The 17,088-nt window shown below is 43.2% G+C and carries 17 protein-coding genes and 1 tRNA gene; 11 read left to right on the forward strand and 7 right to left on the reverse strand.

Going from position 1 to position 17,088, the window contains the following annotated elements; all coding sequences use genetic code 11:
• Nucleotides 1–43: 43 nt before the first annotated feature.
• Nucleotides 44–592, reverse strand: coding sequence for a GNAT family N-acetyltransferase (locus MmiEs2_RS04850; RefSeq protein ID WP_316558759.1), 549 nt, complete (start codon nt 590–592; stop codon nt 44–46).
• Nucleotides 593–785: 193 nt separating this feature from the next.
• Between MmiEs2_RS04850 and thiM the strand changes: the two genes are divergently transcribed.
• From thiM to MmiEs2_RS04870, 4 genes are read left to right on the forward strand one after another with little or no spacing between them, the layout of a single operon-like run.
• Nucleotides 786–1,619 (forward strand): hydroxyethylthiazole kinase, encoded by an 834-nt coding sequence (thiM, locus tag MmiEs2_RS04855; protein ID WP_316558760.1) that lies wholly within the window; start codon nt 786–788, stop codon nt 1,617–1,619.
• Nucleotides 1,620–1,622: 3 nt separating this feature from the next.
• Nucleotides 1,623–1,940: a thiamine-binding protein gene (locus MmiEs2_RS04860; RefSeq protein WP_316558761.1), complete on the forward strand. Its 318-nt coding sequence runs from the start codon at nt 1,623–1,625 to the stop codon at nt 1,938–1,940.
• Nucleotides 1,924–2,637, forward strand: a complete 714-nt coding sequence (locus tag MmiEs2_RS04865) for a thiamine phosphate synthase (RefSeq protein ID WP_316558762.1) — start codon at nt 1,924–1,926, stop codon at nt 2,635–2,637. The genes MmiEs2_RS04860 and MmiEs2_RS04865 overlap by 17 nt, the downstream gene beginning before the upstream one ends.
• Before the next feature lie 48 nt (nt 2,638–2,685).
• Nucleotides 2,686–3,399, forward strand: a complete 714-nt coding sequence (locus MmiEs2_RS04870; RefSeq protein ID WP_316558763.1) for a slipin family protein — start codon at nt 2,686–2,688, stop codon at nt 3,397–3,399.
• A gap of 81 nt (nt 3,400–3,480) precedes the next feature.
• Here the strand turns inward: MmiEs2_RS04870 and MmiEs2_RS04875 are convergent, their stop codons facing one another.
• Together MmiEs2_RS04875 and MmiEs2_RS04880 are read right to left on the reverse strand one after the other, a co-directional pair.
• A complete protein-coding gene (locus MmiEs2_RS04875) occupies nt 3,481–4,242 on the reverse strand; it encodes a Fic family protein (protein ID WP_316558764.1) in 762 nt (253 codons plus the stop codon).
• 169 nt (nt 4,243–4,411) lie between these two features.
• Nucleotides 4,412–4,607 (reverse strand) — tRNA-Trp (locus MmiEs2_RS04880).
• A gap of 205 nt (nt 4,608–4,812) precedes the next feature.
• On the opposite strand from MmiEs2_RS04880, the gene MmiEs2_RS04885 reads away from it, so the two are divergent.
• Nucleotides 4,813–5,037, forward strand: coding sequence for a hypothetical protein (locus tag MmiEs2_RS04885; protein ID WP_316558765.1), 225 nt, complete (start codon nt 4,813–4,815; stop codon nt 5,035–5,037).
• A gap of 178 nt (nt 5,038–5,215) precedes the next feature.
• Nucleotides 5,216–5,503 (forward strand): putative quinol monooxygenase, encoded by a 288-nt coding sequence (locus MmiEs2_RS04890; RefSeq protein WP_316558766.1) that lies wholly within the window; start codon nt 5,216–5,218, stop codon nt 5,501–5,503.
• 231 nt (nt 5,504–5,734) lie between these two features.
• Here MmiEs2_RS04890 and cydB read toward each other — a convergent pair whose 3' ends face one another.
• Nucleotides 5,735–6,775 carry a cytochrome d ubiquinol oxidase subunit II gene (gene cydB / locus MmiEs2_RS04895; RefSeq protein ID WP_316558767.1) on the reverse strand — a complete coding sequence of 347 codons (1,041 nt, stop codon included), beginning with the start codon at nt 6,773–6,775 and terminating at the stop codon, nt 5,735–5,737.
• A complete protein-coding gene (locus MmiEs2_RS04900) occupies nt 6,768–8,105 on the reverse strand; it encodes a cytochrome ubiquinol oxidase subunit I (protein ID WP_316558768.1) in 1,338 nt (445 codons plus the stop codon). Before MmiEs2_RS04900 ends, cydB begins: the two co-directional genes overlap by 8 nt.
• A 784-nt stretch (nt 8,106–8,889) precedes the next feature.
• On the opposite strand from MmiEs2_RS04900, the gene MmiEs2_RS04905 reads away from it, so the two are divergent.
• From MmiEs2_RS04905 to MmiEs2_RS04925, 5 genes are all read left to right on the forward strand, one after another.
• Nucleotides 8,890–9,243 carry a desulfoferrodoxin family protein gene (locus MmiEs2_RS04905; protein WP_316558769.1) on the forward strand — a complete coding sequence of 118 codons (354 nt, stop codon included), beginning with the start codon at nt 8,890–8,892 and terminating at the stop codon, nt 9,241–9,243.
• A 199-nt stretch (nt 9,244–9,442) separates the two neighbouring features.
• Nucleotides 9,443–10,147, forward strand: coding sequence for a CDGSH iron-sulfur domain-containing protein (locus tag MmiEs2_RS04910; RefSeq protein WP_316558770.1), 705 nt, complete (start codon nt 9,443–9,445; stop codon nt 10,145–10,147).
• Nucleotides 10,148–10,562: 415 nt separating this feature from the next.
• Nucleotides 10,563–11,075: an amino acid-binding protein gene (locus MmiEs2_RS04915; protein WP_316558771.1), complete on the forward strand. Its 513-nt coding sequence runs from the start codon at nt 10,563–10,565 to the stop codon at nt 11,073–11,075.
• Between the two features lie 12 nt (nt 11,076–11,087).
• Nucleotides 11,088–12,089 carry a homoserine dehydrogenase gene (locus MmiEs2_RS04920; RefSeq protein WP_316560232.1) on the forward strand — a complete coding sequence of 334 codons (1,002 nt, stop codon included), beginning with the start codon at nt 11,088–11,090 and terminating at the stop codon, nt 12,087–12,089.
• 56 nt (nt 12,090–12,145) lie between these two features.
• Nucleotides 12,146–13,864 carry an ATP-dependent DNA ligase gene (locus tag MmiEs2_RS04925; RefSeq protein ID WP_316558772.1) on the forward strand — a complete coding sequence of 573 codons (1,719 nt, stop codon included), beginning with the start codon at nt 12,146–12,148 and terminating at the stop codon, nt 13,862–13,864.
• A 552-nt stretch (nt 13,865–14,416) separates the two neighbouring features.
• Here the strand turns inward: MmiEs2_RS04925 and MmiEs2_RS04930 are convergent.
• The gene (locus MmiEs2_RS04930) at nt 14,417–15,742 is read right to left on the reverse strand and encodes a TiaS agmantine-binding domain-containing protein (RefSeq protein WP_316558773.1); all 1,326 of its coding nucleotides are present in this window, start codon (nt 15,740–15,742) and stop codon (nt 14,417–14,419) included.
• Nucleotides 15,743–15,978: 236 nt separating this feature from the next.
• Nucleotides 15,979–17,031 carry a signal peptide peptidase SppA gene (gene sppA, locus MmiEs2_RS04935; protein WP_316558774.1) on the reverse strand — a complete coding sequence of 351 codons (1,053 nt, stop codon included), beginning with the start codon at nt 17,029–17,031 and terminating at the stop codon, nt 15,979–15,981.
• Nucleotides 17,032–17,088 lie beyond the last annotated feature (57 nt).

The following is a 17,088-nucleotide window of genomic DNA, read 5'->3' on the forward strand; positions in this document are numbered from 1 at the left end:
TTGTTCTTTTTTTGAAAAAAATTAATTGAAACAAATTGAAAAATTAATCAAAATCAACCGTCCCCGAAATCCCGTCTAAAATACCCGGCGCGAGCTCCAAAATCATAACGTTTTCATCGGGAATGTTTTGCTTATTTTTAATCCCGAATTTTGCTGCCGAAACAAATCCGAACCGTTCGTAATAATGCGGGTCGCCGACAAGAATAACGGCCGCGTAACCTTCCGATTTGGCGCGCTTTAAACTTTCATTAACCAAAGCCGAACCGTGTCCTTTGTTTCGATAATCGCTGCCAATTGCGACAGGCGCGAGGAGAAGAATTTCAAACATATTTTTTGGCATGGACGAAACGCCGTGGATTGCGATTTTGGAAAGCATGATGTGCCCGACAATCTGTCCGGCAATTTTGTTGTTTGCATCATCTGAATCGTCAATCATGACAAGAGACAATTCCGGAATGTAATTACCGTCGCTTCTGATTTTATTGACAAAATCCTGTTCCGTACCGCCGGAAACGTACGCGGTTTGAAAAGCGGTTTTGACAAATTCATAAATTTGCGGAAAATCCGCCCCGGTTTCTTGTCTGATAAGCATAAGCCGAATAGGAAGTGGAAGCGTATATAATTTTTGAGAAATAAAAGAGGAAAAAATTTAAGGAAAAAGTTCTTCTGAAAAAACATTGGAATAAAAATCCGCAATAGAATTAATAAATTCAAAAAATTAAAGCGATAATAATATGAAGAACAATATAAAAAACAAGATGAAGAACAAAGATGGAGCGCAATTGATGAAAAGCAAAACCGAAATCCAAAACGGCATCATAAAAGCCGTTAATGCTGTCCGGGAAAATAATCCGATGGCAGGCTCAATCACAAACACGATTACAATTAATTTTGTGGCAAACGCGCAGCTGGCCGTCGGCGGATCTGCCGCGATGGTTTACCTTCCCGACGAAGCGGAATTTTTGGCAAAAGCGGGCGGCGCGTTTTACATAAATGTCGGCGGCATTCTGCCGATTTATGAACAAACGCTGCCGTTGACGGCGCAAGTGCTTCATGAAAATCAAATTCCGTGGGTTTTGGACCCGGTTGCAATCGGAATCGGAGAGATTCGAACAAAATTCCTTTTACAATCCAAAGAATTTAAACCAAGCATCATCAGAGGAAACGCTTCCGAAATTATCGCTTTGGCCGGCCTTTGGGAATTGGAAGGCGAAAACAAATCGAATGTGCGCGGCGTGGATTCGACGGACCCGGTTGCTGCGGCAAAGGCGGCGGCTGTCGCGCTTGCGAAATGGACAGGCGGCGCGGTTGCCGTCTCCGGAGAGACGGATTTGGTGACGGACGGCGCGGTGATTGCATATTCACGCGGCGGCTCTGATTTGATGAAAAAGATTACGGGATCGGGCTGCTCGTTGGGCGGCGTTGCTGCGGTTTATGCGGCAGAAGCTGATCCTTTCACCGCCGCGCTGACCGCAACGGCAATTTACAACTTTGCCGGACGCGCCGCCGCGCAAAAAGCGAAAGGGCCGGGAAGTTTCCAAGTTCAATTTTTAGATGAATTACATAATGTTTCGGCAGAAGATGTCGCGAACAATCCGTTCGAAATTGAGGAGGTTTAAATTATGAATACGCTTGTTGCGGTTGCGATTGCGCCGCTCGGCATCGGTGATGAATTGGCGCCGGAAGTTTCGGAAGTTGTCAGAATTATTCGGGAATCGGGCCTGCCGAACAAAACAACATCGATGTTCACCGAAATCGAAGGCGAATGGGATGATGTGATGCGCGTCGTCAAGGAAGCGACATTTTATTTGGCGGAAAAAGGCATTCGGACGGAGGTTGTTCTCAAAGCCGACATTCGCCCGGGTTATGCGAATATGATTTCCGAAAAAGTCAAAAAAGTGGACAACATCTTGGGTGACAAACGTGAGCAATCGGAGTAATTTAGACATTTCGGCGTATTTTGTCGTCGGCCCCGAAAATACAAAAAACAGACCGGTCGCGCCGATAATTAAAGATGTCGTGGATGCCGGTTACACCTGCATACAAATTCGATCGAAAACGGCATCCGCTCTTGAATTAATAGAATTGACCAAAGAAGCCGCCGATGTGATTGAAAAAGCCGGCCGCGCCGACGAAGTAACGCTTCTCGTTGACGATCGCCTGGATGTTGTGTTGGCCGCCAAGAAAATGGGCATAAAAATAGACGGAATTCATGTCGGGCAATCGGATATTCCCGTTGAAATCTGCCGCGCGTATTTGGGAGAAGACGCAGTTATCGGTTTATCGGCGAGAACGCACGATTTGTTTGATTATATCAAAACGGCGGATGTCAGTTTGATTGATTATTTCGGCGCGGGTCCCTTGCATGAGACGGAAACGAAGCCGGATTGCGGAACGGGCGCGGACGGAAAAGTCATTACACGAAGTTTTGAAGAGCTGGCCGAACTGGCGAAAGCAAGTTCAATTCCGATTGTTGTCGGCGGCGGCGTCAAATTAGCTGACATTCCGCAACTTGCCGAAACGGGTGTTGACGGATTTTTTGTCATTTCCGCAATCTCTGAGGCGGATAACCCGCGAGCGGAAGCGGAAAAACTGATTGAAGCGTGGAAGGAAAATTATAAAAGAAAAAAAGTTTAAGAGTTCAAGGTATTAATTTAAAATAATGAATACAAAAAGAGGTAAACGATGATTCATATAATAAAAGAATACGAGCGCGTTGTTATTTTCAGATTGGGACGATTAAACGGTGTCAAAGGACCGGGAATGTTTTTAACGGTGCCGTTTATTGACCGAACCGAAAAGATTGATATGAGAACGGTAACGATTGACGTTCCAAGACAAGACATTATTACAAAAGATAATGTGACAATTACAGTTGATGCCATCGTTTATTACAAAGTGGTTGATCCGGAAATGGCAATCACGGAAGTTGAAGATTACAAATATGCGACATCCATGCTCGCGCAAACGACTTTGCGTGATGTTCTGGGCCAGATGGAACTCGACGAAGTGCTGACGCAACGTGAAAAAGTGAACACGGATTTACAGCGCCTGCTGGACAAAGACACAGACCCGTGGGGCATTCGCGTCACCTCTGTGACAATCCGCGATGTCAGTCTCCCCGACTCGATGCTTCGCGCAATCGCAAAACAGGCTGAAGCCGAGAGAGAAAAGCGTTCCAGAATTATTTTAGCGGAAGGCGAACACATTTCCGCGACAAAAATGCGCGATGCAGCTGCCCTTTATGATGAAATTCCGGTCGCAATCCGCCTCAGAGAATTGCAGACGCTTTCGGAAATCGCACGTGAAAAGAATATGATTGTCGTCACCAATACAACTGACACCGGCGACATGATTGCAATGGCAAACGCGACGGCGGCAAGAAAACAAAACAGGTAACGAATAAAACAAATAAAAATAGGAAACTTAAAACGATTGGATATTTTTGCAATATCCTTTTCGTTCTTTTTTAGAGAAGATTTAATTTTTGGATATTCCCGAATTTTTAAAAAGCCTCAATAAATCGTTTTGTGTTTCAATAACTCTATCAGCAATAAATTCCTGAAGCGGTTCATCGTTTGTATGTGCTAATTCCAATAAACGAATATATTCGGACCTTAAAATTGCCGGAATAATAGCAATTGAATAGTTATTTCGAAGCAAAACCAAATTCATCAGCAATCTTGCCACTCGTCCGTTACCGTCGACGAAAGGATGAATAAATACGAATTTTTTATGAACCAAAGCCGCAAATTCAACAGGATGCAATTGGTGTTCATTTTGATTAAACCATTCCGTGAACGTTTTCATTTCTTCGTGAATATTTTCGGCAGGCGTGACAGGATATTGGCTGCCGCTGATAAAAACCGGAACTTTTCGATAAATTCCGGCCTGATTCGAATCAATCATTCCATAGAAAAGTTTGTGAAGCTCTAAGATATCATTTTCATCTAATTCCTTCTGAGCTGCAAGCGGAAATAAATAATCATACGCTTTTGCATGACCAATCGCTTCGTAAATTTCGCGAAGCGGTTTTCCGCCAATAGTTAAACCATCTTCGATAACAATTTTGGTTTCAGATTCTGTCAAACTGTTCCCTTCAAGCGCGTTGCTTGAATAGGTTAAACCGACGCGGTAGTAATCTTTAAGAGATTTAAAAGTTTCTTCAGGCAGCGGTCGAAACGACAATAATTGATCGTTATTTTCCTCCGCTTTTTTGAGTTTTTGTTTGAGCGCCTGCATTTTTCACACCTGTTTCTTTGAATGAATCATATTCAATAGAAGTTAAAAGCAATTAAATATATCTGAAAAAGGGACCAAAATAAGACAAAAAAATCCAAAGTTACCGCTATTCTTTTGACTTAAAACTAAAAAAACGAGAATTAAAAAACAAAATTAAAAAGATAAAACGTGGGGCCGGTGAGATTTGAACTCACAACCGACGGGTCTCTCCGAATTGTCGATTTATATCAACACTCTTTCGAGCACTTTCAGCGCTCCAACGGTTCCTCATCGCATTTCCCCGTCGGGAATTGCTCGGTTGACCCGTTGTTCATCATTAAATATCCGCTGGAGCCCATCGCCCTACCAGGTTAGGCCACAGCCCCTCAATTGTTTTATCTGGTATTTCTGTTCGTTAATGCGAACAGGAAACATAATAGGAAATTCAAAAGTAATAAATGTTTTGAATCTTCGTTGCCTAAAAGAGAATAATTAAATATAGCCTTAACGGTCATAACGAATAAAATCGTGCAATTGAAAAAGAAAAACGTGCAATTGAAAAATGAAAATTAAACAAATCAGAGGAATTTTATGGCATTTTGGGAAGCTTTCGGCTGGACGGACTGGATTTTAATTCTGCTAATTGCGATTTTCCTGATAATGATTATCAGAAACGTGTACCGTTTGATGAAAAGAAGAAACGAATACATGTCTTTTAAAGAAGCGCAGGAACAGCACGCGCGCGAACACAACAAGCACGTTCAATCCAAAGCAAGCGCGGTTGACGCGGACTTTGAAGACGAATCGGAGAAATGATTTAAATTATTTTTCAATATTGTTTTCATTTTTTCAATCTTTAATTTTTGATTTATTCGAATTTTTTTTACTTTACTGTTGTGATTTTTCGAACCGCCTAACTTTCTTCATCGTTAACAATGATAGATTACGGTAAGATTTATAAACACATAGATTTTACATTCAAACGGTGAGCTCTATGCTTATTGTCAATGCAGTAATCAAAATTAAACCCGGAACGGAGAAAGAGTTTTTAGAAAAAGTTCAGCCGCTGATTACAGCCAGCCGCAAAGATGAAGGCTGTCTCGGTTATGCGCTTTACAAAAGCTGTGAAGAAGAAAATTCTTTTATGATGATTGAACAATGGGAAAACCCGGAAATGCTGGACAAACATACAAAAGAGCCGCATTATATCAAATTTGGGGAAGACGCCGGTCCGCTGATGGCCGCCGAACTTTCCGTTCAAGCTTATCCTGTTGCCGATTAACGTCAAGTTAAAAAGCGCGGAATAAAAAAATAAATTAAAGCAAAAACGGTATTGCATTTCGCAATACAAAATTGAAATCAAAACACTATTAGTAGCAAAAAACAAAATAAAGCGGGCCGAAATTTCGGCCCGCTTTTTTTATGGATTTTTATGAATTTTTTATGAGTTCTTTAAATTCTGTATAAATTTTTTACAGATTTTTGTTAGATATTTTTCAAATCTTTTTCAGATTTAATCGATTACTTCGCCACCGTTTTCCGGAATCTTCTCTTTAAATTTCGTGTAAGACCAGAGTTGGTAAATGATGACGATCGGAACGAAAATCAAAGCGGCGTAAAACATCAGCGAAAGCGTCAATTGACTGGACGCGCCCGCGAAAATGCTGACACCGTATTCGGGATTGATGGTTGACTTCAAGATGTACGGGTAAAGCGTGACAACGCCGGTCGCCGCGCCGAAGAAAATTGTTCCGAGATTTGCAAGGAATGCAAAGAGCGGACGATTGGATTTCTTCCACGCAAGCGCGATGCACGCCAAAGCGAAGACAACCGCAATCAGCGGAATCGCGTACAAAATCGGGTAAGCGTTGTAGTTGACAGCGAATCCGTCCGTGTTGAAAAGTGCGAGGATGTAAATCAGCGCGACAATTGCGACCGCGACGGATGATTTTTTGCCGAAATCAGCGCACTTTCCGGAAATTTCGCCGGATGTTTTGTGCGCGACCCAAAAGGCGCCCGATGTCAGGAAAAGCAAAACGAACAGCAATGCGCCAAGCAAAGCGTGGACATTGAAGAGTCCGAGAAGCGTTCCTTCGTACACGTAATTCGCGTTGATGACCATGCCTCTGAAGAAGTTGGTGAACGCGACGCCCAAGACGACCGTAATCAGCAGACTTCCGAGTGCCCAGCCGTAGCGGAATATTTTTTGAAGCGTTGCATTTGAGTCTTGATAAATCAATTCAATGCAAATGCCGCGCAAAATAATCGCGATCAAGAGGAGCATCATCGGAATGTAAAGCCAAGTGAACATCTTGGAGAAGATGAGCGGAAATGCCGCGAATGTGCCGCCGGCTGCCAAAATCAGCCAAACCTGATTGCCGCCCCAAAACGGGCCGACGGATTTGGCGACTTGGAGCGTCTGCGCCATGTTTTTCGGCAGGAACGCGGCCAGCATTCCGGCACCGAGCGGGAACGAATCGACGACGAGGTAAATCGCCCAAATGACACACCAAAGGACGAACCAAATGTTGATGAGAAGTTCATAATCAAGCATGCTCTTTCACCTCCGGGCCTGCGACGATTGCATTTTTCATCAAGTAAAGGAACAGGACGAACAAAAGCAAATAGAAGAGAACCAAAAGTCCCATCGAAAACAGGATTTGAATCGCAGGGACGCCTGAGATCGCTTCGGATGTTCTGTAAAGTCCGTAAACAATCCACGGCTGGCGGCCGACTTCGGCGACGGCCCAGCCGAACATAATCGCCAAATACGGAAGCGGAATGCTGTAAAGCATGAGTTTCATGTATTTGCGTGACGCGGAATTTTCCATTGTCGGATCTTTTCGAACAAGATAAAGGCCGGCCAAGGCTTCCAAGATAAAGACAATACCGAGAATCACCATGATTCTGAAACTGTAAAATGTCATCGCAACCGGCGGCCGGTCTTCTTCGGAAATATCGTTCAAGCCGGTGACTTCGCCGTGCGGATCACCCGTCAGCAAGAAGCTTCCGACATACGGAATGCCGATGATTTGGACCAAGTTGCGCTCTTGGGAGTCGGACGGAATCTGGAACAGATACATCGGCCTGTCAGGTCCGCTTTCCCAGACCGCTTCCATTGCGGCGGCTTTGACGGGCTGAACTTCGCCGACATAATGACCGTAAAACATGCCGAGCGTCGGCAAAAGAATCGCGGCGATGACGAGGACATAAACGCCGAGTTTCATGGAGCTGCGGTACATATCGACATTGGATTTTTTAAGCAGGAAGTATCCGCTGACGGCGACCATGAAGAGCGCGGACAGGAGATATGCTGCAAGTAACGTGTGAATCAGCATGTACCAAAGGTACGGGTTTGCTAAAACGGCGCCGAAATCAGACATAATGATTTTGCTGCCGTCTGCGGCCATTTGATAACCGACCGGATTTTGCATGAACGCGTTTGCCGTGATAATCCAAATCGCGGAAATCATGGTTCCGACAGAAACCAAAACCATTGAAATCGCTTTAAGCGCGGGCTTTTTGTGGCTTGTGAAAAGCCAAATGCCGAAGAATGTCGCTTCCAAGAAGAAAGCGATGAGCGCTTCAAGCGCGAGCGGGGACGCGAAAACGTCGCCCATGAACTCGGCGTACTGCCCCCAATTCGTTCCGAACTGGAAAGTCATTGCGAAACCGGTAACGATACCGAATGCGAAATTAATTTTAAAGAGGTTGCCCCAAAACTGAGCCGACTTCTTCCATTTTTCTTGTTGTGTTTTCCAATATTTGACTTCAAAACCTGCCACCATCGCGCCGAGACCAATCGTCAGCGGAACGAAAATAAAGTGGAAGAAGATCGTAATCGCGAATTGAAGCCGACTTAATAAGACGATATCTTCTATCATAAAGACCACCTGTTTCAATCATGAACAGCATTAACATTTATAAGATTCAAATTTGAACGAAAACAAATCTGAATGAACATTAAAGATTAAGTTTAATCAGTTGGCACTGAAATAATACCGAAATATTTTATCAGCGGTAAATATACCAAAGATAAATATATTTTCAATAATATTATTAGCAGACCGATATTTATATTTAATTCAATTCCGGCGCAATATCCCTTAATTAAAGAGATAGGTAAACCGAAATGAATACTTAATAGTAATAATTATTAAATATAAATATCTGACTCTTGGAAAAAAGATAAAGTCGAATGATTTACGAAGCTTAATGACAGTTTAATGAGAATTTAATGACAGTTTAATTTGAATTGATGAAAGTTTCAATAATAGACATTAATTTTAAATAATAATTATTTCTATTTAAAATTTGGAATCTCATCTTTGAATTCCATGAAACATCCGGAAAAACAAAAACGCTGTTTGATGAAAGCAACAATTCAAAAACGGACTGCTTGAATCGCAGATTAAAACGAAATCAAAAACAATCAATCGGATAATCTCCACAAATTTTACAGAACTATCAACAATGAATTCAACCCCAAAAAATTCATAAAAACGAATCTCTGAAAAATGAAACAAAATCCGGATGTTTTTCTTCAATTCATTATTAATCTTTATTTTGGTTTCATCAAACTTTCATCTAAAATCTATTAAAATCTATAAAAATCTTCATTAAAATTCAATAACATCAACAATCATATCAAAAAGGAGAGGGAAAAACATGGATTTTACAACATTAATGAAAAGCCCCGAAGCGGAAGGAAAGGAAAAACACGTCCCTGTGATTGAGCGCGGAAGCGGACACGGCGGCACGCACGACAATGTCGTTATTGTCACGATCGGAAAGGAAACGCCGCACCCGAACACGCTTGAACATCATATTTCTTGGGTTGAACTTTACGGTATTAAAAAAGAAAACGATCAAGTCATTTTTATCGGGCGCGCCGAATTTACGCCGACCGTGACCGAGCCGACGGCGACGTTTAAGGTTTTGGAAATGGAGCAATTCAAAGCGCTTGGCGCGGTTTCTTATTGTAATCTTCACGGATTGTGGAAGAATACGTTTGAACTTTAATTTTAAATTGAATTTATTTATTTCTCCATTTTAATTTTTTATTTTTGTTTTTTTCTTATTTTTTGCTTTTTTATTTTGTTTGCTTTTGTTTGTTTTTTGTTTACTTTCAGTTTCATTTTTGACAATGGAATTTATTTATAATAATTCGGATATAATTATAGAAGATACAGTTTCAAACTGTTCAAAGGAGTTATCAAAAATGGAAAAAAAGATCAAAATTATTAAAAACGGGCCGTATGAGGTGAGTCCCGATATTCCGCTGGTTCAATCAATTATTGAAATCGACGGGGAAGGAACTTCTATGCGCTGGAAAAACGGAAAGGAATATCCCAAACAAAACGAACCTTACCACCTTTGCCGCTGCGGCCGTTCTGAAAACAAGCCGTATTGCGACGGGTCTCATGAAAAAGAAACCGGCGCTTACAGGAAGAAATTTGACGGAACGGAAGTTGCGACGCATGACAGCGATAAATTGAATACGCGCATTTATGAAGGGCCGGAGCTGACTTTGATTGATGAAGAAAGTTTGTGCGCTTCACTGCGTTTCTGTGATCGCGGACCGCGTGTCTGGAATGCTGTTTTGCATTCGGATGAGGATTATTTGAAGCAAATGGCGATTGAAGAGTCTTGTGATTGCGCCGCCGGGCGTTTGACTGTTGTCGATAAAGAAGGAAACGTTTATGAGCCGAAATTAGATCAGGAAATCGGTTTGGTTCAGGATACGGCTGCGAATTGCCGTGGGCCGCTTTGGGTTAAGGGCGGCATTCCTGTCGAGGGCTCTGACGGGCGGCAATATAAAATCAGAAACAGAATGACGCTTTGCCGTTGCGGTCAATCTAAAAACATGCCGTTTTGCGACACTTCTCACAGAAGAAGTGAAAACATGTACGGATTTGATGAATAAATTGAGAAAATGAAAATTTGTATTTCATTTTTTTATTTCTTACTTTTTTTGTTTTGCTGTCAAGTGTGTTCTGTTTGCTTCCAAGTCTGCTTCCAAGTCTACTGCCGTGTGTATCTGTCTGCGTGTTGCCATCAGCATCTTCTTCTTAGAACAGCCGTTCGCTTCGCGAACGTGTGTACTGCTGCCTGCTGTTTGTGTTGCCGCTGCTACCTGCCGTTTACACTGCTGCCTGCGCCGCTGCCGCCGCAGCCTGCGCTTGCCGCGCGCGCTGCCACGTTTTTTAAGAAAATATTGAAAAACCAACCCTGTTTTTTATTTGATTTCAAATCGTCCTCATTTTTTGAATTAAAAACGTAAACCATCAAAAATAAATAAAGAGCGGATTATAACAATCGTATTTACAAGAGGAAATATTATGAAAGTCACGATGGACATTGAACTGAGAGATGAGCCGGGACAGCTCATTTTGGCGCTTGAACCGATTTCAAGCAATAAAGCGAATTTAATTTCTGTTTTTCATTATCACAAAACAAACGGCGCGGCAAAAGCCGGCGGCGACAAGGTTCAGGTTCAGCTCGTTCTTGACGCGAAAAGCCCCGTGATTCAAAAAATTAAAGAAGACATGGAAAAAACCGGAATCCGCGTCCTTCGAATCGGGGAAGAAAAATACAGAGAAACGATTTCCGTTGTCATGATCGGACACGTCGTGAACACCGATATTCGAGACACAATCAGCCGAATTGATGAAACAGGCATCGCCGAAGTGACGGACATGTCGCTTTCCATGCCCGAAATTAATGAGCCCACATCCGCCGCGATTACGATTAACGCGATCGGAAAAGAAGAATTGAAAAAAGTGGTTTCGCTTTTGAAAGAGATCACGAAAGAGAAAGATTTGCTTTTGGTGCTGCCGATTGAACTGGAATGAGGAGGAAGAATGATGAAAACAGTGAAAGCTTCAATTATCGGATTCGGATCAATCGGACAAGGCGTCGCACGCGTCCTTTTAATGAAAAAAGAATATTTGAATAAGGAAGGCATCGACATCAAAGTCGTTGCGATTACGGATTCCAAAGGCGCCGCGATTGATGAAAACGGTTTGGATTTGGAAAAATGCTTGGCAATAAAAGCCGACAAAGGAACCGTTGCCGAAAAAGAAATGACGGGACTTGATGTGATTAATCAAATTGACCATGATTTGGTAATCGAAGCAACGCCGACTGATGTGATTACGGGCGGCGCGGGTCTTTTAAACATGCAGGCAGCGTTTGAAAACGGACGGGATGTCGTGACATCCAACAAAGGTCCTCTGACTTTGAAATTTAAAGAATTGAACGAACTTGCCGAGAAAAAAGGATGCGCTTTCAGATACGAAGCAACCGTCGGCGGCGCGATGCCGATTATCAATTTGACAAAAGAAGTGATGGCCGGCAATGAAATCGAAAGCATCAAAGGCATTTTCAACGGCACTTGCAATTACATTTTAACGCGGATGCTTGAGGAAAAATCGTCCTATTCCGAAATTTTAACCGAGGCGGTAGATTTGGGAATTGCCGAGACCGATCCGACTTATGATGTTGAAGGAATCGACACCGCCGGAAAAGTCGTCATTTTGGCAAACGCCGTTTTCGGAATGAACAAAACGATTAATGATGTCGACAGAACCGGAATTACGCAAATTACATATGAAGCGCTCGAAATGAGCGCGAAAAACGGCAAGACGATTAAATTAATCGGCGAAGTTCGAAAAGACGGCAGCTTAACGGTGTCGCCGAGACTCGTTCCGATCGGACATCCGCTTTCCGTCAGCGGCACCTTAAACGTCGCGTCGGTTCAAACGGATTTGGCCGGCGAGATTACGGTCACCGGAAAAGGCGCGGGCTCCATTGAAACCGCCAGCGCGATTTTAAGCGACATTATTTCCATTTACAAAGCGGATTAATTAAAAATATAAAAATAAAAATCATCCGCAAAAATCAAAATAAGAACGGGAAACATATGACACAATTTTCAGAATTCACCGACCTTTGCATAAAAATTGAAAACATTCCGGGATCATTGGAAATGACGGATGTTTTCGCTTCATTTTTAAAAGAAGTCGATGACGACGAACTTGCCGTTTCCTGTTACATGGTGATGGGCGAGATTTTCCCGGCGTGGACCGGCAAAAAACTCGGTCTCGGTCCGAATCTCCTTTATGCGGCACTTTCAAAAGCAGCCGGAATATCACTTGATAAAATCAAAGCGCTTCTTCGCGAAACCGGTGATGTCGGCGAAACAACATACCGCGCGCTTTGTGAAGATACGAAAAGCCAATCAACTTTTTCAAGCTTTTTTGAAGCGGAAGACACCGATGAAAACGCTTGCGGCGCCAAAGGAAAACTTTCCATTCGCGAAGTATACGACCGTTTAAAAGAAATTGCCGATGCTTCCGGAAAAGGCGCGCAGTCTCAAAAAATCAAAAGCCTTCAATATCTTTTTTCGGAATCAGCGCCGATAGAAGCAAAATATATTTCAAGAATTGCGCTTGAAGAACTTCGTATCGGAATCGGGGAAGGCATTGTCAGAGATTCGATTGCCAAAGCGTTTGATGTTCCCGTCGCGCAAGTGGAATTCGCGTTCATGGTCACCAATGATTTGGGTGATGTTGCGACCGTTTCCAAGAAAGGCGGTGCGGAAGCGCTTTCTCACCAGCACATTCAAGTGGACCGTCCCGTCAAGATGATGCTCGCGCAGGTGACAAACAGCATCGAGGCGGCGTTTGCCGAGCTGGACGAAGCGGCTGTCGAATGGAAATTTGACGGCGCGCGGCTTCAAATTCATAAAAACGGCGATGATATTCAATTATTTACGCGCCGGCTGGAAAATGTGACGAACTCGCTCCCTGATGTTGTCAAAGCAGTAACGGATTCGGTAACTGCCGAAAATGCCGTTTTAGACGGCGAAGCTGTCGCGATTGATGAAAACGGAAATCCGCGGCCGTTTCAGGACATTTTGCGCCGTTTCCGACGCAAATACGATGTTGAAACGACGTCAAGAGACATCCCGATTCACGTGAATTTATTTGATTTGCTTTATGCCGACGGTGTCAGCTGCATTGAAAAACCGCTGACGGAAAGACGACAAAAATTATCTGAAATCGTCAAACCCGATGCGATCGGAATCAGCGTTGACACTTTAACGATTACAAAAGATCCCGAAGTTGCCGCGCAAATTTATCAGGCGGCGCTTGCTGCCGGTCATGAAGGCGTTATGATTAAAAATCCGAGTTCGCCGTACTCGCCGGGCAAGCGCGGTAAAAATTGGCTGAAGAAAAAACCGGTGATGGACACGCTTGATTTGGTTGTCATCGGCGGCGAATGGGGTTCGGGAAAACGCAAAAACAAAATCGGCTCATATGTTTTGGCGTGTTATGACAATATTAAAAACGTTTATTTGGAGATCGGGCGCGTCGGAACCGGTCTCAGTGACGAGCTTTTGGACGCGCTGACGGAACAATTCGCGGATTTGATTGAAGCCGAAAACGGCGTGACGCTGAAAATAAAACCCGAAGTCGTTTTTGAAATCGCTTTTGAAGAAATCCAAAAAAGCCCGAACAATCCGGCCGGATACGCGCTCAGATTCCCGCGTTTGGTTCGCGTCAGAGACGATAAAACCGCTGAAGAAATCGACACGATTGAAAAGATTGAGCGGATGTATCAGGGACAAAAAGAATAAACATTCTTTCACCCTCTTTTTTGTTTTATCGAAATCACATTTAAAAACAGAAAATAATCAAATCTAATTCGATTATCAATTTTTTTTTCTCTTATTTTTTTCACTACAATAACAAACAATGATCAAATATACAATTACAAATGAGAAAAATATGAACTCAACAGATGAAAATTTGGGTGACTCAAAAAGCGGAAAACACAATGTAACGAATGCTAATACAAGAGTTACGACTTTCCAGATTTTTGGTATATTATAAAGCAAAGCTGCCAAGACCATCAATGGAAAAGCCACAAAAAAGATAATCGAATCAACTGTATTGTAATTCGTAAAATAAGAAAAAAGATATGCGCAGATATACAAAAAGACAATTAAAAAAACAGCAAAAATTCCGTGTTTTGTTTCTTTTTTCATGTTAACATTTCCAAAAAATGAATTGAATAACTTCATCAATACGAATTCTGAAATTATATTTAACAGTTGCCGTTTTAAAAAAAACGCTGTAGCTAAGTTAACAAAAATAAATGTGTAATTTAAAGATGAACAAATATTTCTTCAAGAAATTAACTCATCCTTTGAATATCGGATTAACGGTTTTGACAAATGCCGTCTCGCCGACGGCGAGACTTCATACCAACCGACGCTGATTTTTCGAGGAATTAAAACTTCGGCTTTGGATTCCGTTTTTGTTTTACATTTTTTGCACCGGAATCCTTGACCGACACCGGCGGATTCCGTTTTTTTGCCGCAAATCGGGCAATTCGGATTGACCGATTCAAATTCTTCGGCAAGCTTTAAAATTTTAATTTTTTCAAGATTCAGCGTCTCGTTTTTGAAACTGCCGCAAACGCGAATTTCATCGCCCGGAATGAGTTCTCGAATGATGTGTCTGAAATCGCCGGTCGGCTCAAAAGCGGCGCATTTTAAAAAATTGCCGTAATCGTCTTGAATTTGAAAGATATCATGGCCGCCTTCAATCGTTTCGGATTTTGAAGAAACGGTCCCTTTTGAAAGATAAGAATGAAGCGGCAGCATGTCTGAAAACGATTCGGCAAGAATCAAATGCGCGTCCGTCCCTTGATTTGTTTTAAAAACGCGGCTTCGCTCGATTTCTTCGGAAACAACGCATTTCGCGGCTTTCAAAACTGCATCGGAAGAATCACCGCGGATGCCGAACAAAACCGGATCGTTGCCGCCGGGAACGCAAACCGGAAACGGTTTGCTTTTTTTATCGTAATCAATCGTATCCCAGGTTTCCGGCGCCGTTGTTTTATCAGCCAGAATCAAGCTTTCCGTTTCAACGAAACGTTTCGGACCGCCGTTGCTGCCCCAATTTTTCGGCAGGCGGTAAGCCAAATATTCGTAAGTCGCGTCCCAATCGGGATTGAGCACAGCCCCGCAAACCGCAAGCGCGCCGATTAAACCGCGGCCGTTTTTCATCGAGATATGAAAAACGGAATTGGAAAAATCGGATTCGGCGGATTTTAAAAACGCGGCCGCTTCTTCAATTTCAACGACATCGGTCACCGCTTTTTTAAAAAAATCATTGAGCGGCCGGCGCAAGGAAACGTATGCTTCATCAAAAATAAAAACCGCGCCGGGATTTGTTTTTTCACAAGACAAATCGGCGTACTCTTCAATTTTATTTGTCGCAAAAGAAATCAATTCTTTTTTGGATTCCAAACTCTCGTCAAAGAGAGAGATTTCAATCCCGAGCGCCGCATTTCCTCGCGTTTTGTAAGGAATTGACGGATTCAGCCGAACCAAATAAGGAAAATCGGAAACGGTTCCGAAAGCTTTCAGCTCATCCGCAAGAAGCGCCGCCAAATAAGTCGTGCACATTCCTTCGTTTGAATCCGTATCGTCAATTCCGATCAGCATTAAAATGTCAAAGAACGGCAAATTATTTTTAGATTCTGATTACTGCTGCCAAACGCCGCCGCGCACAGCCACGCAGTTTGCAGGCAGCAGCTGCGGCCGCCGCCGCGCGCGAGCTGCAGGAACTTTAAAAAATGTATTAAAACAGCACATTAGGTTTTAAAAAACGGAAATGAAAGACAGGATAATCAAAAAAAGAAAATGAAAAAAAAGGATTGAAAAAGTCCAACCCTTCAAATTTAAAACAGCAAAGAAGACAAAGTCAAATTGTCGGGATAATAAAGCGTGTAGCTGTTCAGTCCCGCAAGTTCCGCGGCCTTATCTGTCGCAGCATAAAGGTTTCCAAAATCGTCAATCAAGCCATTTTCTTTTGCCGCGTTTCCGGTGTAGTAGCGGCCATCAGCCAATGACAAAACTTCTTCATAAGACATATTTCGGCCTTCGGCAACGTCTTTAACGAAAATTCTGAACATATCGTCAATAACACTTTGCAAATATTTCTCTTCAGCCGCGGTCATCGGACGGAAATCCGCACCGGTATCCTTCATTTCACCGCTTTTAATCATCGTGACATCAATGCCGGCTTCGTCATAAGCTGCGGATTTGTCATAATGAACGGTGTAAACACCGATGGAACCGGTAATCGTTGACGGTGTCGCATAGATATAATCCGTTTGAGAAGCGACATAATAAGCCGCGCTTGTCGCCTGGTCACCCATAGAAGTAACGACAGGTTTGCCTGAACTTTGAGCCCGTTCAATTTCTGCGTTAATTTCCTGCGAACAGGAACCGGTACCACCCGGACTGTCAATTCTTAAAACAATCGCTTTAACGCTGCTGTTATCGACCGCTGCCCGAATGTGAGCGGCAATGGAGTCCGAACCCGCGTAACCGGAACCGTACGGCAATTCGCCTGTGTACATCGGGCCGGAAATATGAATCACGGCAACTTTATTGCCGGAGCTGATGCTGCCGGAAGATCCGTCTGCCGCAATGTAAATGGCGGAGACGAAAACAACCAGAATGAGAACAAGAGCGGCAACCGTCCAAAAACCTTTGTTGGATTTTTTTGCGGGCGGCGCGGGCGGCTGCTGTGCTGCGCGCGGGGCGGGTCTCGGTGCCGGCCTTGCTGCCTGCGCATTCGGCGCTGCCGGAGCGGCAGGCGTAACAGGCGCAGATGCCGCGGCATTCCGAGAAACGTTTTCAATCGGTTTCATTTCAGGCGCGTAGCTGTAATACGGCCGATAACTGGAACCGGACGGAACAGAGTCCGAGGGAGTTTTTTGAGTCAATTAATTTAGTCCTCCTATGATTAGCCAAAACCTTGGAATGAAATACGCTGTCTTAAA

This window comes from Methanimicrococcus stummii (assembly GCF_032594435.1).
Classification (GTDB): Archaea; Halobacteriota; Methanosarcinia; order Methanosarcinales; family Methanosarcinaceae; genus Methanimicrococcus; species Methanimicrococcus stummii.